This window comes from Schaedlerella arabinosiphila (assembly GCF_003885045.1).
GTDB classification, from domain to species: Bacteria; Bacillota; Clostridia; order Lachnospirales; family Lachnospiraceae; genus Schaedlerella; species Schaedlerella arabinosiphila.
Genome location: NZ_RHJS01000002.1, coordinates 2,762,257 through 2,784,562, shown reverse-complemented (window position 1 = coordinate 2,784,562; position 22,306 = coordinate 2,762,257). Strand labels below are relative to the sequence as shown.

Annotated in this window: 16 protein-coding genes; 14 read left to right on the top strand and 2 right to left on the bottom strand. The window is 51.5% G+C overall.

The window, feature by feature from the left end:
• Positions 1-10: 10 nt before the first annotated feature.
• Positions 11-1,264 carry a TRAP transporter large permease gene (locus EBB54_RS13505; RefSeq protein WP_408640797.1) on the top strand — a complete coding sequence of 418 codons (1,254 nt, stop codon included), beginning with the start codon at positions 11-13 and terminating at the stop codon, positions 1,262-1,264.
• A gap of 876 nt (positions 1,265-2,140) precedes the next feature.
• The gene (locus tag EBB54_RS13495; protein WP_125127787.1) at positions 2,141-6,445 is read left to right on the top strand and encodes a VaFE repeat-containing surface-anchored protein; all 4,305 of its coding nucleotides are present in this window, start codon (positions 2,141-2,143) and stop codon (positions 6,443-6,445) included.
• Between the two features lie 46 nt (positions 6,446-6,491).
• Here EBB54_RS13495 and EBB54_RS13490 read toward each other — a convergent pair whose 3' ends face one another.
• Positions 6,492-7,169 (bottom strand): GntR family transcriptional regulator, encoded by a 678-nt coding sequence (locus EBB54_RS13490; RefSeq protein WP_125127786.1) that lies wholly within the window; start codon positions 7,167-7,169, stop codon positions 6,492-6,494.
• Positions 7,170-7,232: 63 nt separating this feature from the next.
• Positions 7,233-8,255, bottom strand: coding sequence for a zinc-binding alcohol dehydrogenase family protein (locus EBB54_RS13485; RefSeq protein WP_125127785.1), 1,023 nt, complete (start codon positions 8,253-8,255; stop codon positions 7,233-7,235).
• A 289-nt stretch (positions 8,256-8,544) separates the two neighbouring features.
• On the opposite strand from EBB54_RS13485, the gene EBB54_RS13480 reads away from it, so the two are divergent.
• From EBB54_RS13480 to yihA, 12 genes are all read left to right on the top strand, one after another.
• Positions 8,545-9,552, top strand: coding sequence for a TRAP transporter substrate-binding protein (locus EBB54_RS13480; RefSeq protein WP_125127784.1), 1,008 nt, complete (start codon positions 8,545-8,547; stop codon positions 9,550-9,552).
• Positions 9,553-9,562: 10 nt separating this feature from the next.
• Positions 9,563-10,159 carry a TRAP transporter small permease gene (locus EBB54_RS13475; protein ID WP_125127783.1) on the top strand — a complete coding sequence of 199 codons (597 nt, stop codon included), beginning with the start codon at positions 9,563-9,565 and terminating at the stop codon, positions 10,157-10,159.
• Positions 10,156-11,439, top strand: a complete 1,284-nt coding sequence (locus tag EBB54_RS13470; protein WP_125127782.1) for a TRAP transporter large permease — start codon at positions 10,156-10,158, stop codon at positions 11,437-11,439. The genes EBB54_RS13475 and EBB54_RS13470 overlap by 4 nt, the downstream gene beginning before the upstream one ends.
• A 247-nt stretch (positions 11,440-11,686) precedes the next feature.
• Positions 11,687-12,964, top strand: a complete 1,278-nt coding sequence (gene leuC, locus EBB54_RS13465) for a 3-isopropylmalate dehydratase large subunit (protein WP_125127781.1) — start codon at positions 11,687-11,689, stop codon at positions 12,962-12,964.
• Positions 12,961-13,449, top strand: a complete 489-nt coding sequence (locus EBB54_RS13460; protein WP_004070991.1) for a 3-isopropylmalate dehydratase small subunit — start codon at positions 12,961-12,963, stop codon at positions 13,447-13,449. Before leuC ends, EBB54_RS13460 begins: the two co-directional genes overlap by 4 nt.
• A 20-nt stretch (positions 13,450-13,469) precedes the next feature.
• Positions 13,470-14,957 (top strand): threonine synthase, encoded by a 1,488-nt coding sequence (thrC, locus tag EBB54_RS13455; RefSeq protein WP_004070989.1) that lies wholly within the window; start codon positions 13,470-13,472, stop codon positions 14,955-14,957.
• Positions 14,958-15,055: 98 nt separating this feature from the next.
• Positions 15,056-15,604, top strand: a complete 549-nt coding sequence (locus EBB54_RS13450; RefSeq protein WP_125127780.1) for a DJ-1 family glyoxalase III — start codon at positions 15,056-15,058, stop codon at positions 15,602-15,604.
• Between the two features lie 220 nt (positions 15,605-15,824).
• Entirely contained in the window at positions 15,825-17,111 is a 1,287-nt protein-coding gene (gene tig / locus EBB54_RS13445) for a trigger factor (RefSeq protein ID WP_044989970.1), read from the top strand.
• 72 nt (positions 17,112-17,183) lie between these two features.
• The gene (gene clpP / locus EBB54_RS13440) at positions 17,184-17,765 is read left to right on the top strand and encodes an ATP-dependent Clp endopeptidase proteolytic subunit ClpP (protein WP_004070985.1); all 582 of its coding nucleotides are present in this window, start codon (positions 17,184-17,186) and stop codon (positions 17,763-17,765) included.
• A 73-nt stretch (positions 17,766-17,838) separates the two neighbouring features.
• Positions 17,839-19,110 (top strand): ATP-dependent Clp protease ATP-binding subunit ClpX, encoded by a 1,272-nt coding sequence (gene clpX, locus EBB54_RS13435; protein ID WP_004070984.1) that lies wholly within the window; start codon positions 17,839-17,841, stop codon positions 19,108-19,110.
• A 217-nt stretch (positions 19,111-19,327) separates the two neighbouring features.
• The gene (gene lon / locus EBB54_RS13430) at positions 19,328-21,646 is read left to right on the top strand and encodes an endopeptidase La (protein WP_125127779.1); all 2,319 of its coding nucleotides are present in this window, start codon (positions 19,328-19,330) and stop codon (positions 21,644-21,646) included.
• Positions 21,647-21,662: 16 nt separating this feature from the next.
• Entirely contained in the window at positions 21,663-22,262 is a 600-nt protein-coding gene (gene yihA, locus EBB54_RS13425) for a ribosome biogenesis GTP-binding protein YihA/YsxC (protein ID WP_004070982.1), read from the top strand.
• Positions 22,263-22,306 lie beyond the last annotated feature (44 nt).

Genomic DNA, 22,306 nt, shown 5'->3' with positions numbered 1-22,306 from the left:
AGCTGTCGTAATGCTGATATTGCTTTTCCTTAAAGTACCGGTTTATATTGCTGTTCTGGGTGGATCAATGGTCTACTTTTTACTGGTTCCGAATGCGAATCCGATCATATTTGCGCAGCAGGCTATTGTAGGTACGGAAAAAATATCACTGCTGGCAATTCCGTTTTTTGTCTGTGCCGGAGTGTTTATGAACTACACCGGAGTAACAAAAAGGATCATGGATTTTTGTGAAGTGATAACGGGACGTCTGGCAGGAGGTTTAGCACAGGTTAATGTTCTTCTTTCAACGATTATGGGCGGGCTGTCTGGGTCAAATATTGCAGATGCAGCCATGCAGTCAAAAATGTTGGTTCCGGAAATGACGAAAAAAGGTTTTTCGCTGGAATTTTCTTCCGTTGTAACAGCCACCTCATCAATGATCACCCCGCTGATACCGCCAGGGATTGCGATGATTCTTTATGGCAGTATTGCCAATGTATCAATCGGCAAGCTGTTTGTTTCAGGACTTGGTGTCGGAGCGCTTTTATGCATTACCATGATGATCCTGGTAGGAGTGATATCGAAAAAGAGAGGCTATGGTACCATACGTGAAAATAAAATCAGTAAAGAAGAGTTTTTTAAAGCTCTTAAGGCTGCGATTCTCCCGCTTTTATTACCCATTATTATTATAGGGGGGATTCGGATCGGTATCTTTACCGCTACGGAAGCCGGAGCGGTTGCGATTATCTATGCAGTAGTTCTGGGAATCATTTATCGGGAGATGAAGATTAAAAATATACTCCAGGGGCTAAAAGATACAGTAGTAACCTCGTCGTCAATCATGTTAATTGTGGCAGCTGCATCCGTATTTTCATGGATACTCACAAAAGAACGTATTCCACAGACACTTGCAGAATGGATGTTAAAAACCATTGATAATAAATATATGTTTCTTTTGATCGTTAATATATTTCTTTTATTAGTCGGAATGTTTATTGAAGGAAATGCATCAATGATCATACTTGTTCCGTTATTAGCTCCAATCGCAAGCTCTTACGGCATCAATGAAATTCATTTTGCTATGATGTATATTTTTAATAATGCAATTGGCGCATTATCACCTCCAATGGGGACGTTGATGTTCGTGACATGTTCGATAACCGGTTGTAAAACAGCAAAGTTTATTAAAGAAGCCTTACCATTTTATATTTTATTAATCGTAAACTTATTACTCTTAACCTGGTTTGAACCATTTACGACATTTATCGTCAATTTGATTTATTGAACGAAGCTGGTCAGGAGTAAAGCTGTAACTGTGTGAAATAGAATCCGAAATGTGGCTAAAGGGGAAGGAGAAGATCAGTTGAGAAGGGAGACTAATGGCAATTCAATTTTGAAGTCTCCCTTCGGATGCCCGTACATTTCAGTAAAAAGATTGTAATACAATGCCCCAAAGGAATTTAAGGTTTATAAGGAGGTCCATCATAAGGACGGGGCGGCTTCCAGGCAGTGGGTTTCCATGGGAAAATCCATTGTAAACCTCTATCGGTATGCAGAGATTTCAAAAACTGCAAACAAAAGGTTTTTAGATTCCATGTGTCATGTAATTCCTCAAAAAAGCATGGAAGAGGAAATCAATCATGTCTGCCAGAAAAAGACAGTAAAGGGAAAAACTTACAGTGGATATAATGTATGGTGCCCTGAAACCTTCCATCTTTTCGAAACGATTTGTGAGGGCCGCTATCTGATCCGGAAAATCCCACATTCCAGAAAATATCTGGGCAGCGATAAAGGGAGACGATTAAGAGGGATTTGTATTTGAATCGGCTGATTGAACGCAGGGAAAATGGCTTGATTAAAGTGATTATCGGCATTAGGTGATGCGGACAGTCTTATCTTCTGTTTAAATTATATCACAATTATTTTTATAAAAATCGTATTGACAAATCCAGGCGAATCGTTTATGATCAAGTTACTCGTCTTAGGACATTTCTTTTTTTCATGGGGAGTATCGTCCCATAATCCAAAAGCGAGGACATAGCTATGTAGTTTTACCAACATTTGATGCAGAAAGGAGGATTTTTCTATTTTTAGTGGCGCTTTTTCCGTACAGGCATTCCGAACAGTTACGTTTTGACTGCATTATGGAGGGAAAAGAAGTATGAGAAGATTTTTTTATAACATGCCGGGCGTGCTGCGTACAGCGACGGCCTTTCTGCTGATCTTTAGCTGCATGGTCTCGGCAAGCGCCGCTTCCGTGCGGGCAGAGGAACGGATGGAAAGCCTTGCCGCGCTGGAAGCGGAAGGAACAACGGCGGAAACAATGGCAGGAACCGCGGGAGGTGCAAATGAACAAATAAAACAGAAAGTGATAGAACAGGCAATGGCAGCAACAGGAATCCCCAATCAGAAAAGCGCAGGAGAAGGGCAGGCAGAATCCGCAGGAACAGCGGAAGAAGGCGAAAACTCCGGCAGCCTTTCGAACCCGCCGAAGAACCTGGGCGGCGAGGAGAAAAATGATCCGAAGCCTGGGGACAGGGAGGAAACAGGACAGAAATGGGAAGAGGCTCAGAAAGAGGAAGCAGGCCGGAAGGAAGAAACAGAACAGAAAGGGGAAACGGATCAGAAAGAGGAAGCAGACCGGAAAACGGAAACAGGTCAGAAAACAGAAGCAGGACAGAAAGGGGAAGCAGATCGGAAAACGGAAGCAGATCAGAAAGAGAAAATAGATCAGGAACAAGAAGCAGATCAGGAGGACGGCTCGGAAGCTTCTGCTTCCGGCAGAGTTCCGATCGGAAGAAAAACGATCGGGGATTACGGCACGGCTTATGTGATCGGCAGCAGCGGCAGGATGCTGCGCTCCGCGGTCAATTCCAACTGTACGATCACACCGGGAACCGCCCACAGTTATGGAAACTGGGCAACTACGGAGTTTCGGGTGGTGACGGACAAGGGCCATTACATGGGATACTGCGCCCAGCCCAACAAACCGACCCCGTCGGGAACCTACCAGATTTCCGAGCTGGACAATCCCAGGATCAAGATGGCATTGATGTTTGGTGCGGACGGGCCATGGGCAGGGGAGGCTTCCGCAATGTTCGGCGGGATAGCACAGCCTTACCCGTATGTCCATGCAATGATCGGCATTGAGTATACCGGTGAGACCGACGGGCTGACAGAGCAGCAGATCCTGGCCATGCGAAACGCGCTGAATGAGCAGATGAACAGCGGCAAGGCGCAGTTGTCTGTATTCAAAGAATATAAAGCCTATGTCGCCTACAACAAAGACCAGGATATCGTTTGGCTGGAATACGAAGGCCCCACTGACGGCGCGGTCATATTGCGCAAGAGCTCCTCCGCTCCCCACATCACCGATGGGAATGGATGTTATTCTCTTTTCAATGCGAGATATGGGATCTATGCGGATGCATCCTGTACGACCCTGACAGATACGCTGACAATCCGGGAATCCGGGGCAAGCGATCCCGTGGAACTGCCGGAGGGAGACTACTGGGTACGGGAGACTGTTCAGCCGTCCGGATATCATAAAGATGAAAAGCCGTACATGGTCCGTGTAAAAGCTGGGGAAACGGCGCAGTTGGATGTAAGCGATGTCCCGAAATGCGACACGGCAGGGCTGGAGCTGGTCAAGCGGGACCAGGACGCCCCGGACGGTGCGGTCCAGGACTGCGCATCCCTGGCAGGCGCGCAGTTTACGGTCAGATACTACAATGGCTACTACGAAAAGGAGAATCTCCCCCAGGCTCCCGCAAGAACCTGGGTGCTGGAGACAAAGGCAGTGCCGGACGGAGCAGGCTTTGTAAAATACCAGGCCCTGCTGCGTGAGGAATACAAAGTATCCGGGGATGAATTTTATAAGCTGGATGGAATCCCGGTGCTGCCTCTTGGCACAATCTCCATAGAAGAGACAAAGGCTCCCGACGGATATCTGCTGGAAGGCGGATACCTGCAGGCAGAAGGAAGCGGGGAAAAAGTGACCGGCCTCTATACGTCGCAGATCCGCTATGTCGGTACGAAAGTCGCTTTGCAGGGCGGCAATCAGTATACGGTATACAATCAGACGGCCCGCGGGGGCGTAAGGATACGGAAACGCGATTTTGACACAAAGGATCAGGTGCCCCAGGGCGGCGCTTCTCTGGAAAATGCCGTATTTGCAGTTATAAATCTAAATGAAAACACCATATTTGCAGACGGAAAAGCCTACGGCCGCAATGAAACCATTACCACCATCAAGACCGATGAGAACGGAGTTGCGCAGACACCAGAAGGGCTGCTCCCCTATGGGAAGTACCGGATTCTGGAGACAGGCGCACCTGAGGGCTATCTGGAAACCGGCCTTTGGAGACAGGAGTTTTTTATTTCCAGGCACGGGGAGCTTGTAGATCTGACGGATGCGGACCATTCTATTCAGAACCGGGTGAAGCGGGGGGATTTTGCGCTGCGGAAGATCGACTCCAATACCCAGAAGGTGATGCCCGGCGTCAAATTCAGCCTGACAAGCACCACAACCGGGGAGTCTCATCAGATCACGACGGACGGCAACGGCTATTATTCCTCCTCTTCGGACTGGAACCCGCACACAAAGAATACCAACCAGGGGGGAGCAGAAGACGGCCTGTGGTTCGGGCTGGACGGCGAAGGCCGGGGCGCGCCTGTGGACAACGGACTGGGGGCCCTTCCCTATGACACCTACATTCTGGAAGAGATCCCCTCAGAGGAAAACGAGGGAAAGGAAATGCTGCAGATCCCTCTGGTCATCTACAGGGACAAAGTGAGCGTGGATCTGGGCAACCTGGAAAATAAAGATCTGGAAGTGGAGAAACCTGCGATCTCCACCACCGCCAGAAACGAAGCAACAGGAAATCACTACGCCCAGGCCGGTTTTGTGACGGTCATTGATTCTGTGCTCTACAGCGGATTGAAGGAACAGCAGGAATATCTCTTAAGATGCACGGTCATGGACAGAGAAACGCAGAAACCGCTGGAAGATCCGGAGGGAAACCCGGTCAGGGCAGAACAGGCATTTACCCCGCCTGCCTCCGCAGGTATAACGGAAGTGGAGTGCAGCTTTGACGCAGCGAAGCTGCAGGGCAGGGACATCGTCCTCTATGAAGAACTGTATTACAAGGGAAAACAGATCGCGGTCCATCAGGATATAGACGACCAGGGCCAGACCATCCATTTTCCGGAAATCAAAACAAAAGCAGAGGACAAGGCCACCGGAACCGATACGGCGGTGGCCGGGAAAGAGATCACCATCGTTGACACGGTGTCCTACAAAAATCTAAAGCCGGGGCAGAAGTATACGCTTAAGGGAAAGCTGGTGGACAAGGATACCGGAATCATCGTCAGGGACGCCGCCGGAGGGGAGGTCACTTCGGAAGTAAAATTCACCCCAAAGGAAAAAGACGGAAAAGCGGAGGTTGTATTCACCTTCGACGGGTCCAATCTGGAGGGAAAAACGCTGGTAGCGTTCGAGACGCTGGAAAAAGACAATAAAATCTATGCCGTCCATGCAGATCTGGAAAGCCGGGAGCAGACCATCTACTTCCCAAAAGTCAGGACATCCGCAAGAGATGTCGGCACCAACAGCCGCAGCGCCCGGGCAGAAGAGGACGTGGAGATTGTGGACACAATTTTTTACTCCAATCTGACCGCAGGCAGGGAATATACGGTGGAAGGAACCCTGATGGACCGGGAAACCGGGGAACCACTTCTGGAAACCGGGGAAAAGATCACGGCGGAAACTACATTTACACCGGAAGCAGATTCGGGGACAGTGGACGTAACCTTTGGGTTCAATGCTTCAGACCTTGCAGGAAAAACCGTCGTGGCATTTGAGAGCGTGAGCAGGGAAGGAGAGGAGGTGGCCGCCCACAAGGACCTCCATTATGAAGGGCAGACCTTGCGTTTTCCAAAACTGGAAACCCGGGCAGCGGAAAAAGAAAGCGGCAGCCAGAAGATCACCGCAGACGGGGAAATTACGATTGTGGACCGGGTAACATATCAAAATCTGATTCCGGGAGAAACGTATACGATCAAGGGAATTTTGATGGATAAGGGGACAGGCAGCCCGCTCCTCATCGGAGAGAAGGAGATCACCGCCGAGAAAACCTTTGCCCCGGAAAAAGAAACCGGAACCGCAGAGGTCGAATTTACATTCCAGGCAGGCTCCCTTCAGAATACGGAAACCGTGGTATTCGAAAAGCTCTACATTGGAGGGGCAGAACTTGCCGCCCATGAAGATATCCGCGATGAAGGCCAGACCGTCCGGATCAACATGGCCGAAACACCCGGGGAAGAAACGCCGAAGGAGCCTTCCCCGCCTTTGGATCAGATAAAATCAGTCAAGACAGGCGACGGCGCCGACCTTCTGCCGTATGTGCTTCTCATGATCGCATCGGCGGCCGTGCTGATCGCCGCGGCCCGCAGAAAACTGGGCTGATATACAAGATCAAACGATACAAGACCAGACGATACAAGATCAAACCCTACGCCACAAAATATTCCGGGTATCGTTCCAGGAGTTCGGACTTTTTCAGGCGGTGCCTGTTTAAGTGGCGGCTCATGAGCATCTGCGCCATCTCACTGTCGTGACGTGTGATGGCGTAGAAGATATCCTCATGGTCCCGAACCGTATAGTTCTCGTAATCCGACTTGAAGGACAGGGCGCGCAGACGGTCAAAGTGGAACATCTGCTCCGTGATGATCTGATAAGACCAGACCTTGTTTACGGATTCAAAGATCAGTCTGTGGAAATGGTTGTCCAGCTCAAACAGCTTATCCTGTTTTTTTTCTGCCTCTGCCTGCCTCTGCTCTTCGATATTTTGGGAGAGCGCCTCCGCATAGGTATCGGGAATACCCTGGCAGACGAGATGCAATACCGCGTTTTCCATGGCAAGGCGTATGAAGCGGCATTCTTCCACCAGATCATAGTCAATCTTAGTGATGTAGCTTCCTTTCTGGGGAAAGATCTCCACCAGCCTGGTACGGTTCAGTTCAATTAAAGCCTCCCGCACGGGTGTGCGGGAGAGGGATAAAGCTTCGGATAATTCGTTTTCACTCACCGCGCTGCCGGGAGGCAGCTCCAGGTGGATAATGTTATATAAAAGGACTCTGATTGCATAGGCTCTGGCCTTTTCTGAGGAGGTTCTTTCTAAGATTATCATACTATGATCCCCGCATTTCCAAATGGGGTATTCTCCCCACTCTTTTGCAATCAGTATAAACCTTTAAAAGTCAAAAGTCAAAACGATTTTTCGAATCGAAGGATCTTTGCTGTCCACAAAATCAAAGGCTTCCTGTGCCTTGATCAGAGGAAAGGCGTGGGAGACGGAGCCGGTCAGGTCCAGCTTTCCTTCCCGAAGCATGTCGATCGCTTTTCCGAACATCTTGTTCTGAAGCCTGGAGCCCCTCACATCCAGCTCTTTGGAGGTGATGAGGAACTGGTTTACCTCCGTGCCCGCAGTGGAAAAGCCCATGGTGATGACACGCCCGGCATTTCCGGTCGCCTCAAGGAGCATCAGCAGAGAACTTTTTACGCAGGCTGCATCAATGGATACGGTGGAACCCCTTCCGTGGGTGTATTCCAATACCTTTGCCTGAAAATCCTCTTCCAGAACATTGATCGTATAGCTTGCACCGGCTTTCTTTGCCTCTTCCAGCTTTTCGTTTACAACATCCGCTACGATGATGTGATCGCAGAGCTGCCTTGCGACTCTTAAGATTGAACTTCCCAGAGCGCCCGCACCGTAGAGCAGGAGCATGTCATCCCTTTCCAGCTCCGCCCTTGTGCAGGACTGGATGGCGATGGTGGTGGGCTCGATCATGACGGCGTCCCTGTCAGAGATAAAATCCGGCAGAAGATAGCAGTCGCTTTCCGGTACGGCCAGGTATTCCCTGTATCCGCCGTCTATATGTACCCCTCTCACAGCCAGATGGTCGCACACATTTCCTCTGCCCTTTCTGCAGGGGTAGCACTCTCCGCAGCTTGTTACCTGATTGACGATGACTCTGTCCCCGGGCTTTAAATTCTGAACGCCGGTTCCTGTTTCTTCCACCCGGCCTACGATTTCATGACCGATGATCCTGGGATAAGTAGCGGCTGCGTTGGTTCCGTGATAGATTCCGATATCAGAACCACAGATGCCTGCTGCTGTCATTCTGATCAGAACATTATTTTTTTCGTCGATGCCTGGTTTTTCGACTTCAATTACTTCTAATTGGTTTGGTTTTACAATTTGTACTGCTTTCATGGTTTCTCCTTTTTCATGTTGATTCACTTTTTTTATAATAGACACAATGACAGTTAGTGAAACGATGTGTGAGATAACTTACATACAAGTATACTACTAGTGAGGATGCAAAAAGTCAATATAATATAGAAAGAAAATACAAAAATGGCAAAAATGCACAAAAATAGACTGAAAATATTGTCTATTATTACATATTGATAAAAATAGGAGAATGAACTACCATACTAGTTATGAGGCAATGTGATGAGAAAACAAAATAATCAAAAGAATCAGGAGGGAATGAATCATTATGAAGTTTAGAAAAAGAGGACTGTGCGCCTTTGCTGTATCTGCCATGGCAGTTGGACTGCTGAGCGGGTGCTCGGATCAGGAGGGGGAAGGGAAGCTGGTAAAGGTTTCCGTGGGCGTATCCAATCAGACACCGGCGGCGCAGGCTCTGGAAGAAGTTTTGAAACCTGCAATAGAAGAAAAGACGAATGGGAAGTACAACATTCAGATCTACTACTCCGGAGTCCTGGGGAGTGAAAAAGTGGTCTATGACTATACCCGGAGCGGAATCATTGAAATGTGCGTACTGGGAACCCCTATGTGGTCCGAGACGCCGAAGATGTCGATTCCGGATTTCCCATTTGTATTCCGGGACGTGGAACACGCCAGGAAATGCTATCAGGGAGAACTGGGGGACTATATCACAGAAGATATCGAGTCCTCCCAGCCGGTACAGCTTCTCTCCTGGCTGCCCAACGGAGCCAGGGTGTTCACATCAAATAAGAAGCTGGAGGGCTTAGGCGACTTCAAAGGGCAGAAGCTGAGAATGCCCAACAATCCCATCCATGTAAAGCTGGCGGAAAGCCTGGGGGCTAATGTGGTGATCATGGACATGGGCGAAGTGTTCACGGCTCTGGAACAGGGAGTGGCAGACGGCCAGGACAATCCGCTTGCCACGGTCAAGACAGAAGGCTGGTATGAGGTGCAGGATTATATCTATGACACGAACCACATCGTGGCATCCCTGGAAATTTTCGCGGGAGAGGAGTTCTGGAAGACGCTGACAGAGGAGGAGCAGCAGATCTTTGAAGAGGCGGCAGAGGATGCTTCTGATTACGCCTGGGACCTGTACATAGACCAGTTGGAGTCGGATAAGGAATTTATGAGGGAAAAGGGCCTGACAGTCACCGAGCTTTCCGCAGAAGAGCGGGAGGAAATGAAAGAAAAAATACAACCGGTATATGATTACTTGGATTCTGAGTATGACTGGGCTCCGGAAGCAAGACAATTGATCGAGGAGATTGAGTAAGGAGAATGAGATGGGAAATAAGATAATGGATAAACTGTTTAGAGGGATAGACTGCCTGACAGGTATTCTCACAGGGCTTATGGTTCTGTTTGTGTTTTTGAACGTGGTGCTGCGTACCTTTTTTAACTCCGGGCTTACATGGTCTGAAGAGCTGTCGCGATACCTGTTTGTCTATGTGACCTACATCGGGGCGGTCAGCGCAATGAGGGCCAACGCGCATCTGGGCGTGGATACGCTGATTTCCAGGGTGAAGCCGGGGCTGCAGATGACTCTGTATGTGGTTTCACAGGGGATCATTGCGGCGCTTATGGGGATTCTGGTGTACGGAAGCTTTCGGATGGTGATTCAGAATACGGCTTCCAAAACAGCCGCCCTGGGAATTTCTTATTCCATCCTGTATTTTGCGGGGATCATCACCGGGGTTTCCATTGCGGTGATGGCCGCAGCGAATATCATCTATGCGCTGACGCATCCGTCGGAGATCGCGGACATTGTGACGATGAGCACGTCGGATGATGACGATATTGCGGCAGATGCGAAAGAGGGAGCTGAAAATCTCTCCGATGAGGAATATGCAAGACGTTTGAGAGGGAGGAAAGTGACATGACATTAGTGGTATTTTTGGCGGCTCTGATCGGAGGAATGCTCATCGGACTGCCGATCTGTTTTTCATTGTTGTTCAGCGGCGTCTGTATGATGCTGTACCTGGATGGGTTCAACGCGCAGATCTTATCCCAGAACCTGTTTTCCGGCGCGGATTCCTTTTCCATGATGGCGGTTCCATTCTTTATCATGGCAGGCGAATTTATGAACCGGGGAGGCATTACAAAGCGGATCGTAAGATCTGCCAACGCGCTGGTGGGACATGTCCGCGGAGGGCTTGGGTATGTGTCCATCCTGGCTATCCTGGTATTTGCCAGCATGGTAGGCTCCGCGGTAGCTTCCACGGCATTTCTCGGGGCGATCCTGATCCCGATGATGGTGAAGGCGGGGTATAAGAGGGACACCTGTACCGGGCTGATCGCGGCGGGAAATATTTTGTCGCCCATCATGCCTCCTTCCGTGCCTATGATCATCTTCGGCGTACAGGCCGGGGTTTCCGTAACAAAATTATTCATGGGTGGTATCGCTCCGGCGGTGTATATGTCCGTATCCTTGTGCGTGCTCTGGTTTTTTGTGGCAAAAAAAGACCAGCTTCCGAAGGCGGAGCGCCAGAGCCTGCGCGAAGTGGCAAAGGCTCTGACAGACGGGCTCTGGGCGCTGCTGCTTCCATTGTTTATCCTCTTCGGCCTGAGGAGCGGTAAGTTTACACCTACGGAGGCCGGGGTGATCGCGGCGGTCTATGCGCTGTTTGTAGGGATGTTTGTCTATAAAGAATTAAAGATCGGCATGCTGATGGACTGCATGGTATCCGCTGCGAAATCTTCATCTGTTATTATGTTCCTGGCGTCTGCGGCCATGGTATCCTCCTGGATGATGACCGTTGCCAACGTACCTGCGATTGTGACCAGGATACTGGCGCCGTTTATTGAACATCCGACGATCCTGATGCTGGTGATCAGCCTGATCGTCCTCATGGTGGGCACCTCCATGGATGTTACGCCTACCATCATGATCCTGACGCCGGTGCTTCTGCCGGCCATCAAAGCGGCGGGGATTGACGTGGCATACTTTGGCGTGACATTTATCCTGATGACGGTGATGGGACTTCTGACGCCGCCTGTAGGAACCGTATTAAACGTGGCCTGCAGCGCGGGAAAGATCAACATGGAACGGATCGTAAAATCCGTGTGGCCGTTCCTTCTGGCAGAGGCAATTATCCTGCTTTTGATGGTGCTTTGTCCGGCAATCGTGACCATTCCCATGCAGTTCTTTATGGGAGGCTGACGAAGTGGATTTCCGCAGCGGATCAGAGGGAGGTCCGCTGCTTCCAGGGCAGATACATATTTATATAGAAGCAAAAGGGGCTGCAGAGTTTGGGGCTCCTTTTTTGGATACGGAGCGTCCGGTCAATAAAATTACATCTTTTCTTTCGAGATATTGTGTGTTAGAATAGCAGTCAGAAAGCGATTGTTCAGAACACTGGAAGGCGCTGAACAGATCCGCAGAAAGCAAATTGAAGGAGGTTGTCACAATGGGAATGACAATGACGCAGAAGATATTGGCGGCTCATGCGGGACTGGATTCTGTCTCGGCCGGCCAGCTGATTGAAGCGAAGCTGGACGTGGTCATGGCAAATGATATTACCGGCCCCATGGCGCTGCCGATTTTCCGTGAGATGGCAGAAACAGTATATGATAAAGACAAGGTGGTTCTGGTTCCGGATCATTTTACACCGAATAAGGATATCAAGTCGGCCGAAAACTCCAAAGCGATCCGGGAGTTCGCAAAGGAGCAGGGCTTAAGCTGGTTCTTCGAACAGGGCAAGTCCGGAGTCGAGCATGCCATTCTGCCTGAGGCGGGGGTAGTCACTGCCGGAGAGTGCATCATCGGAGCGGATTCCCACACCTGTACATACGGGGCGCTGGGGGCATTTTCTACCGGCGTGGGGACAACCGACATTGCTACCGGGATGGCAACCGGGGAACTGTGGTTCAAGGTGCCCTCGGCCATCAAGTTTGTGCTCACCGGGAAACCGGGGCCGTATGTCAGCGGCAAGGACATCATCATCCATATTATAGGAAAGATCGGTGTGGACGGCGCTCTGTACAAGTCCATGGAATTTACCGGGGACGGGATTGGGAACCTGTCCATGGACGACCGCTTCACCATGGCCAACATGGCCATTGAGGCAGGAGCCAAGAACGGGATCTTCCCGGTAGACGAACAGGCGGAGGCTTACATCAGGGAGCATTCCAAAAAGGAATATCAGATTTATACCGCGGATGCGGACGCAGAATATGACCAGGTGGTGGAGATCCGTTTAGACGAGGTCCGCCCCACCGTTGCGTTTCCCCACCTGCCGGGCAATGCAAAGACCATCGATGAGATAGAGGCGATGGAGCCCATCTGGATCGACCAGGTGGTGATCGGCTCCTGTACCAACGGACGGATGGAGGATATGCGCAAAGCCGCGGCCATCCTGAAAGGGCATACCGTACACAGGGACGTGCGGGTGATGGTAGTTCCGGCGACCCAGAAGATCTATAAGCAGTGCATCGCGGAGGGACTGGTGGATATCTTCATCGACGCGGGCTGCGCGGTGAATACGCCGAGCTGTGGCCCCTGCATGGGCGGACATATGGGCGTAATGGCAGCAGGGGAGAAGTGCGTCTCCACCACCAACCGCAATTTTGTGGGACGGATGGGACACGTAGATTCCCTGATCTATCTGGCTTCCCCGGAAGTGGCGGCGGCCAGCGCGATTGCAGGATGCATCGCAAATCCGGAGAAAGTGGGTGAAAGATCATGAAAGCACTGGGACACGTTTTTAAATATGGGGATAATGTAGATACGGATGTGATCATTCCGGCAAGATATCTCAATTCTTTTGACGCGCAGGAGCTGGCAAGCCATGCGATGGTGGATATTGATCCGGAATTTGCGCACAAGGTGCAGCCGGGAGACCTGATCGTGGCAAATAAAAACTTCGGCTGCGGTTCCTCCAGGGAGCACGCGCCGCTCTGCCTGAAGACGGCGGGGGTGAGCTGCGTCATCGCGGAGACCTTTGCCCGTATCTTCTATAGAAATGCGATCAATATCGGACTGCCCATCATCGAATGCCCGGAGGCGGCAAGAGGGATCGAGGCAGGAGACGAGGTGGAGGTAGATTTTGACAGCGGAAAGATCTACAACCGCACGAAAGGCACCGAATTTCAGGGGCAGGCGTTCCCGGAATTTATGCAGAAGCTGATCGCCGCAGGCGGGCTGGTGAAGTACACCAACAGCAGAAAGTGAAAAAGAAGAGGGCTGAAGAGATGAATCTACTATATAAAAGTACACGGGACGCAGAGCATACGGTTACGGCTTCCGAGGCGATCCTCAAAGGGCTGGCCCCGGACGGCGGATTATTCGTTCCGGTTTCCGTGCCGAAGCTGGATGTCACCATGGAGGAACTCAAGGATATGTCCTACCAGGAGACGGCCTATGCCGTTATGAAGCAGTTCCTGACAGACTTTACAGAGGAAGAGTTAAAGCACTGTATTGCATGCGCCTACGATTCCAAATTTGACACGGAGGTGATCGCGCCGCTGGTGAAGGTGGGGGATACCTACCACCTGGAGCTGTTCCACGGGGCCACCATCGCGTTTAAAGATATGGCGCTGTCCATCCTGCCACACCTTCTGACCACATCGGCGAAGAAGAACCAGGTGACCCGGGAGATCGTCATCCTCACGGCTACCTCCGGAGACACGGGAAAGGCCGCGCTGGCCGGTTTCGCGGATGTGCCGGGGACAAGGATCATCGTGTTTTATCCGAAAAACGGGGTGAGCCGGGTGCAGGAGCTCCAGATGGTGACCCAGAAGGGGGACAATACGGCTGTCGTAGCCATCCACGGAAACTTTGACAATGCGCAGAACGGCGTGAAGGCTCTGTTTGAGGACAAGGAGCTGGAGCGGGAACTGGCGGAAAAGGGATTCCAGTTTTCTTCTGCAAATTCCATCAACATCGGACGCCTTGTTCCACAGGTGGTTTATTATGTATACGCCTACGCGAAGCTTCTGCAGAATGAAGAGATCGCGTCCGGAGAGGAGATCAACGTAACCGTGCCCACCGGGAATTTTGGAAATATCCTGGCGGCTTATTATGCGAAGCAGATGGGAGTGCCCATCGCAAAGCTGATCTGCGCGTCCAATGAGAATAAAGTGCTGTTTGACTTTTTTCAGACCGGGACTTATGACCGGAACCGGGAATTCGTCCTGACGTCTTCCCCCTCCATGGATATCCTGATCTCCAGCAATCTGGAACGTCTGATCTACACCATCGCGGGAGCGGACGCAGAGAAGGACCAGGAACTGATGGATGGGCTGAGAACCGAGGGTAGATATGAGATTACCCCGGAGATGAAAGCCCAGCTTTCGGATTTTGCCGGCGGCTTTGCCACCGAAGAGGAGACCCGGGCTGCCATTCGAGATACTTACCGTTCCACAGGCTATGTGATGGATACACACACGGCTGTTGCGGCCCATGTGTGCCGGAAGTACCGGGAGGACAGCGGGGATGGCCGGAAGCATCTGCTGGCGTCCACCGCAAGCCCATACAAATTTGTAAAAAGCGTGATGACGGCCATTGATGAAAAATACGGCGGCATGGAGGAATTTGCGCTGATTGAGGAACTGGAAAAGGTTTCCGGCACGCCTGTTCCCAAAGCCATCGAGGAGATCCGCAGCGCACAGATCCTGCATACAAGGGAGTGCGGAGCGGACAAAATGAAAGAGACGGTAAAGGAGCTGCTGGGGATCTGATCCCGGACAGGCGGCAGTGGATGTATGGCAGAGGGCAGAGATCCGGCCGGGGATCGTCAGGAAGGACTTCTGCCCCTGGAAAGGAGTATGGACAGAGCATGAAACAGATCAGTGTATTTCTGGCAGACGGATTTGAAGAGATCGAAGGGCTTACCGTTGTGGATATCCTGCGCAGGGCGGGACTTCGGGTAGATACGGTGTCTATTACCGGAGAGCGGACCATCCGCGGCTCCCACCAGATTGACGTGCAGGCGGACTGCCTGTTCGAGGAAATGGATTTTTCAGAGACTGATATGCTGGTGCTTCCGGGAGGAATGCCCGGGACCCGGAATCTGATGAACCATAAGGGACTGCAGGAGCTTCTCCGGGCATATCATGAAAAGGGCCGGTACATTGCGGCGATCTGCGCGGCCCCCAGCGTGTTCGGCAGGCTTGGCTTTTTAAAGGGGCGCAGGGCCTGCTGCTATCCCTCGTTTGAAGAAAAGCTGGAGGGCGCGGAGGTGGTACAGGAGCCGGTCAGCGTGGACGGACATATCATCACGAGCCGGGGGATGGGAACAGCCATTCCGTTTGCGCTGAAGCTGACCGCGCTGCTGTGCGGCGAAGAGAAGGCAGATGAGATCAGCCGGTCCATCCTATTTTCCTGATGGATAAAGGAAAGGATTCGTATAAAAAGTGCTGGAAATCAGGGGATTCTTATGCTATACTTGTTTAATGACTGTGAACACCCATGAGGTATCAACAGGAACTGCAGATATATGATCTTTACGACAAACGGCCATTTTCATCGTTTCGGCAGGCGGATCATATAGAAAAATATAGAGGCCGCACATGGCCGGGCAACTACAAATTAAGGAGGAAATGAAAATGAGTCTACAGGTAGAAAAGTTAGAGCATAATATGGCAAAGCTTACAATCGAGGTCGGCGCGGATGAAGTGGAGAAGGCGATCCAGGCTGCATATCTCAAGCAGCGCGGGAAGCTCTCCATCCCAGGCTTCCGTAAGGGGAAGGTACCGCGGCAGATGATTGAGAAGATGTACGGCGTGGAGATCTTTTATGAGGATGCCATCAACCGTATGATCCCGACGGCTTACAGCCAGGCTTACGATGAGTGCGGGCTGGATATCGTATCCCAGCCGGAAGTAGACGTAGTACAGATGGAGAAGGGCAAGCCCTTTATTTTTACGGCGGAAGTGGCTACAAAGCCGGAAGTGACACTGGGAGAATACAAAGGGCTGAAAGTAGATAAGGTTCCTGTGGAAGTGACCGCAGAGGATGTAGACGCGGAGATTAAACGGGAGCTTGAGCGCAACGCAAGAACCGTAGAGGTGACAGACCGGAGCGTGCAAAAGGATGATATGGTTACTCTGGACTATGAAGGATTCGTGGACGGAGAGGCGTTCGAAGGCGGCAAGGGGACAGATTACCCGCTGACCATTGGTTCCGGCGCATTTATCCCGGGATTCGAAGATCAGCTGATCGGCGCTGAGATCGGCCAGGAAATGGAAGTGAACGTGACCTTCCCGGAGCAGTACCACTCCAAGGAACTGGCAGGAAAGGAAGCTGTATTTAAGTGTACTGTACACACGATCAAGGAGAAGGAACTGCCGGAACTGGATGATGAATTTGCATCCGACGTATCCGAGTGCGAGACTCTGGCGGAGTACAGACAGGAAGTGGAGAAGAAGCTGACGGAGAGAAAGCAGACCCAGGCCCGGGAGCAGATCGAAGACCAGGCTGTAGATCAGGCGGCGGAGAATGCTCAGATGGATATTCCCCAGCCGATGATTGATCTGCAGGTACGGCAGATGGAGGATGATATGGGTTACCGTCTCCAGATGCAGGGCATGACAAAGGAGATGTACTTCCAGATGACCGGGCTGACCGAAGATCGGATGAAGCAGGATATGGAAGCACAGGCAGTAAAGACCATCCGGACAAGGCTGGTTCTGGAAGCAGTTGCAAAAGCGGAGAATATCGTCGTTTCAGAGGAACGTCTGGAAGAAGAACTGAAAAAGATGGCGGAAACCTATGGACGTGAGGTGGAAGCGCTTAAGGAACAGATGGGCGAGAAGCGGATCGAAGAGATGAAAGAAAGCATTGCGGTGCAGGATGCCATCACCCTGATCGCGGATGCAGCAGTAGAAGCATAAAAAGGATGCGCGCTTAAGCGCAGGCCGTTGATCCCGGAGATCGGCGGCCAATTCAAAAAAGGAGAATTTCAAATGAGTTTAGTACCTTATGTCATTGAACAGACAAGCCGAGGGGAACGCTCCTACGATATTTATTCCAGATTATTAAAGGACAGGATCATATTTCTGGGAGAGGAAGTAAGCGACGTGTCGGCGAACATCGTCGTTGCACAGCTTTTATTTCTGGAAGCGGATGATCCCAACAAGGATATCCAGCTCTATATCAACAGCCCGGGCGGTTCTGTGACCGCCGGCCTGGCAATCTATGATACGATGCAGTATATCAAGTGCGACGTGTCCACCGTATGTATCGGCATGGCCGCAAGCATGGGCTCCTTCCTGCTGTCCGGCGGCGCAAAGGGCAAGCGTTTCGCCCTGCCCAACGCGGAGATCATGATCCACCAGCCATCCGGCGGGGCCAGAGGGCAGGCGACGGAGATCCAGATCGCGGCGGAACACATTCTGCGCACGCGGAAGAGATTGAATGAGATCCTGGCGGCCAATACGGGGCAGCCCATTGAGGTGATCCAGGTGGATACGGAGCGGGATAATTTCATGTCCGCGCAGGAAGCGAAGGAATACGGGCTGGTGGATGAGGTCATCGCAAAACATTAATAAAAGACAGGTCGTATCTGTAAGGAGACCGAACAGTTACGAATGCCCAATTATAGTATGAGGTGAAAATAGAATGGCAGGAAAAGTAATGGAGGAAATTGTAAGATGTTCTTTCTGCAATAAATCGCAGAACCAGGTCCGCAAGCTGATCGCGGGACCCAACGGGGCGTATATATGCGACGAGTGCGTGGACGTCTGCTCCGAGATTATTGAGGAAGAGCTGGAATACGATGAGAGAAATCCTTTTGCTGACATCAATCTGCTTACACCGGAAGAGATGAAAGCATTTCTGGATGATTATGTGATCGGCCAGGAGGAAGCAAAAAAAGTACTTTCGGTTGCGGTATATAACCATTATAAAAGAATCCTGGCGGAACAGGATCTGGGCGTGGAGCTGCAGAAGAGCAATATCCTGATGCTGGGTCCTACGGGCTGCGGAAAGACCCTTCTTGCGCAGACCCTTGCGAAGGTTCTGAACGTTCCGTTTGCCATTGCTGACGCTACGGCTCTGACGGAGGCGGGATATGTAGGGGAGGATGTGGAGAACATCCTTCTGAAGGTGATCCAGGCGGCGGACGGGGATATTGAGCGTGCGGAGCACGGCATCATCTACATCGATGAGATCGACAAGATCACAAGAAAGTCGGAAAATCCGTCGATCACCCGGGACGTGTCAGGGGAAGGCGTACAGCAGGCGCTTCTGAAGATCATAGAGGGAACCATTGCTTCAGTTCCCCCCCAGGGAGGGAGAAAGCATCCCCATCAGGAGCTGATCCAGATCGACACGACCAATATCCTGTTTATCTGCGGCGGTGCGTTTGAGGGAATTGACAAGATCATCGAGACCCGTCTGGACAGAAAGTCCATCGGTTTCAATGCGGAGATCATGACGAAGCATGAGTATAACGTGGATGTATTGCTCAAGGAGGTGCTGCCTCAGGATCTGGTCAAATTCGGCCTGATCCCCGAGCTGGTAGGCCGACTTCCGGTGACGGTATCCCTGGAAATGCTGGATAAAAAGGCGTTGATCCGGATTCTGACGGAGCCGAAGAGCGCCATCGTGAAGCAGTACCAGAAGCTTCTGGAGCTGGACGGCGTCCGCCTTGTATTCGACAGGGAAGCATTGACTGCCATTGCGGAGACAACACTCTCAAGAAAGACCGGCGCAAGAGGGCTGCGGGCGATCATGGAAGGAATCATGATGGATACCATGTTCCGGGTGCCTTCGGATGAGACGATCAAGGAATGCAGGATCACAAAGGATGTGGTGACGGGAACCGGAGAGCCGCTCTATGAATGCGACGGAGAGGAACGCAGGTCGTTTCTGACCTCCCAGAGTGCATGACTTTATGGCCATTCGGCCGTTTGATAAGGTATACCCAAGGGCATCCCGTTATGGCCATTCGGCCGTTTAATAAGGTATAAGATTGGGGCGGGTATTATGGATGAACCATGTACCTGCCTTTTTCATATGGAGTACAATCTTGCAGAGTATCAGCAGCGGTCAGAGACAGGACTGGGTGCTGACTGTGCCAACAGGTTTAAGCGAGGAGAAGGAATACATGAAAAGTGAAATAAAAAGTCTCCCCACGGTTGCCCTCCGGGGCATGACGATCATGCCGGAGATGGTCGTGCATTTCGACATCAGCCGGGAACGGTCGATTGCCGCGGTGCAGGAGGCCATGGTGGAGGATCAGAAAATCTTTCTTGTACTGCAGAGGGATCAGGACGCGGAGGATCCGGGGCTGGAGGAGATGTATGAGGTCGGAACGGTGGCTTCCGTCAGGCAGATCATCAAGCTGCCGAAGAAGATCCTCCGGGTCTTAGTCGCCGGAGAGACGAGAGGGATATTGAAAAGTATCGAATATAAGACGCCCTATCTGCGGACGGAGGTGGAGATCCTGGATGAATCGGATTTCCAGTCGCCGGAGGACTTGAACGGCCAGGCCATGATACGCGGCCTGAAGGACATTTTCGTGGACTATGCCGCAAAAAACGGGAAAATGTCCAAGGAAGGGGTGGGACGCATCCTGGAGATCAAGGATCTCAAGGAACTGGTGGACGAGATCTCAGCCAATATTCCGCTCTATTATACCGACCAGCAGGAGATCCTCAACCAGACGGATTTCTGGAAGCGGTATGAGATGCTGGCATTTAAGCTGGTCAATGAAGTGCAGATTATGGATATCAAGGATGATATCCGGGCAAAGGTCAAGGAACGTGTGGATAAGCACCAGCGGGAATATATTCTTCGGGAACAGCTAAAACTGATCCGGGAGGAGCTGGGGGACGACACCACACTGACCGATGCGGAAGAGTTTGAACAGGCGGCAAAAAAACTGAAGGCATCGAAGGAGGTCAAGGACAAGCTGGCAAAAGAGATCAGCCGCTTTAAAAGCTCCCTGAACTCTCCGGCGGAGAGCGGCGTTATCCGCACGTATATCGAGACGCTTTTGGAGATGCCCTGGAACAAGGCGGCCAAGGACAGCCAGGACATAGCCTTTGCAGAGCGGGTTCTGGAGGAGGACCACTACGGGCTGGAGCAGGTGAAGGAGAGGGTGCTGGAATTTCTTGCCGTGCGTACCCTGACAAAGAAGGGGGAAAGCCCCATACTCTGCCTGGTAGGGCCGCCTGGAACAGGCAAGACCTCCATCGCGAAGTCGCTGGCCAGGGCGCTGAAAAAGCCTTATGTCCGGATTTCTCTGGGGGGCGTGCGGGACGAGGCGGAGATCCGGGGGCATCGGAAAACCTATGTGGGAGCCATGCCGGGAAGAATCGCCAACGGCATCCGCATGGCGGGTGTAAAAAATCCTTTGCTGCTTTTGGATGAAATTGATAAGATCAGTACAGACTATAAGGGAGATACCTTTTCCGCCCTTCTGGAGGTTCTGGACAGCGAACAGAACAGCCGTTTCAGGGATCATTACCTGGAAGTACCTCTGGATCTGTCGGAGGTGCTGTTCGTGGCCACGGCCAATTCGCTGCAGACGATCCCGCGGCCGCTCTTAGACCGTATGGAGGTGGTGGAGGTCAGCAGCTACACGGAAAACGAAAAGCTTCATATCGCCGTGGAGCACCTGATCCCGAAGCAGCTTGAGAAGCACGGGCTGACCCAGGATCGTCTCACATTCAGCAGGCAGGCGATCTGGAAAATGGCGAAGAACTATACAAAGGAAGCCGGAGTCCGGCAGTTGGAACGGGAGATCGGAAATATCTGCCGGAAATCCGCAAAGGAGATTCTGACAAAGGACAAGAAAAAGATTGCGGTCACAGAGAAAAACCTGGGGAAATATCTGGGAAAAGAGAAGTATTCTTTTCAGATGGCAAATGCGTCGGACGAGGTCGGGATTGTCCGGGGGCTGGCGTGGACAAGCGTGGGAGGGGATACCCTGCAGATCGAAGTGAACGTTATGCCCGGAAAGGGCGAGATCATGCTGACCGGACAGCTCGGCGATGTGATGAAGGAATCTGCCAGGACAGGAATCAGCTACATCCGTTCAATCAGCAGCCGCTATGACATCGGGGAAGATTTTTTTGAAAAACATGATATCCATGTACATATTCCGGAGGGTGCGGTTCCCAAGGACGGGCCGTCAGCCGGAATTACCATGGCTACGGCAATGCTTTCCGCCATCACGGGCCGGAAGGTGCGCTCGGATCTTGCCATGACAGGAGAAGTGACGCTGCGGGGACGCGTGCTCCCCATCGGCGGCCTCAAGGAAAAGCTCCTGGCCGCCAAAAATGCGGGAATCAGGACGGTCCTGGTTCCGGAGAAAAATAAAGTGGATGTGGAAGAACTTTCGGCAAAGATTACAAAAGGGCTGGAGATCCTTCCGGTGGAACATATGGACGAGGTGCTAAAGAAAGCGCTTGTCCAATAACAGACAGGAGGAACGTATGGTAATCAAAAGTGTAAATCTGGAAACCGTATGCGGAATTACCAGCAGGCTTCCGGAGCATGAGAAGCCGGAGGTGGCCTTTGCGGGAAAATCCAACGTGGGAAAATCCTCTTTGATCAATGGGCTGATGAACCGGAAATCCTATGCCCGGATCTCGGCAACCCCGGGAAAAACCCAGACCATCAATTTTTACAATATCAACGATGCCATGTACCTGGTAGACCTTCCAGGATATGGTTATGCGAAGGTTTCGGAAAAAGAAAAGATCCAGTGGGGAAAGCTGGTGGAACGCTACCTCCACGGCTCGCCCCGGCTGAAAGCCGTCTTTCTGTTGATTGATATCCGGCATGTGCCGTCGGCAAACGACAGGATGATGTATGAATGGATTCTGGACAAGGGATTTCAGCCGATCATGATCCTGACCAAGCTGGACAAGCTGAAGCGCAGCCAGGTACAGAAGCAGATCAAGGTGGTCAAGGAAGGGCTGGATCTGGTTCCCGGAACAAAGGTGATCCCATTTTCTTCCGTCACAAAACAGGGACGGGATGAGATATGGGAAGTCATCGAGGCATGTACGGAACTGGGACAGGAGGAGTGAACTTTAGCCGCAGCCGGAGGATTCCAAAGAGCGGCACAGGTAGG

Coding starts and splice junctions, on each gene's coding strand:
- clpX (WP_004070984.1), top strand. CDS start 17,839: ATGGCAGGAAAAGTAATGGAGGAAATTGTAAGATGTTCTTTCTGCAAT.
- EBB54_RS13480 (WP_125127784.1), top strand. CDS start 8,545: ATGAAGTTTAGAAAAAGAGGACTGTGCGCCTTTGCTGTATCTGCCATG.
- EBB54_RS13485 (WP_125127785.1), bottom strand. CDS start 8,255: ATGAAAGCAGTACAAATTGTAAAACCAAACCAATTAGAAGTAATTGAA.
- EBB54_RS13505 (WP_408640797.1), top strand. CDS start 11: ATGCTGATATTGCTTTTCCTTAAAGTACCGGTTTATATTGCTGTTCTG.
- thrC (WP_004070989.1), top strand. CDS start 13,470: ATGAATCTACTATATAAAAGTACACGGGACGCAGAGCATACGGTTACG.
- yihA (WP_004070982.1), top strand. CDS start 21,663: ATGGTAATCAAAAGTGTAAATCTGGAAACCGTATGCGGAATTACCAGC.
- EBB54_RS13490 (WP_125127786.1), bottom strand. CDS start 7,169: ATGATAATCTTAGAAAGAACCTCCTCAGAAAAGGCCAGAGCCTATGCA.
- lon (WP_125127779.1), top strand. CDS start 19,328: ATGAAAAGTGAAATAAAAAGTCTCCCCACGGTTGCCCTCCGGGGCATG.
- leuC (WP_125127781.1), top strand. CDS start 11,687: ATGGGAATGACAATGACGCAGAAGATATTGGCGGCTCATGCGGGACTG.
- EBB54_RS13460 (WP_004070991.1), top strand. CDS start 12,961: ATGAAAGCACTGGGACACGTTTTTAAATATGGGGATAATGTAGATACG.
- EBB54_RS13495 (WP_125127787.1), top strand. CDS start 2,141: ATGAGAAGATTTTTTTATAACATGCCGGGCGTGCTGCGTACAGCGACG.
- tig (WP_044989970.1), top strand. CDS start 15,825: ATGAGTCTACAGGTAGAAAAGTTAGAGCATAATATGGCAAAGCTTACA.
- EBB54_RS13475 (WP_125127783.1), top strand. CDS start 9,563: ATGGGAAATAAGATAATGGATAAACTGTTTAGAGGGATAGACTGCCTG.
- EBB54_RS13470 (WP_125127782.1), top strand. CDS start 10,156: ATGACATTAGTGGTATTTTTGGCGGCTCTGATCGGAGGAATGCTCATC.
- EBB54_RS13450 (WP_125127780.1), top strand. CDS start 15,056: ATGAAACAGATCAGTGTATTTCTGGCAGACGGATTTGAAGAGATCGAA.
- clpP (WP_004070985.1), top strand. CDS start 17,184: ATGAGTTTAGTACCTTATGTCATTGAACAGACAAGCCGAGGGGAACGC.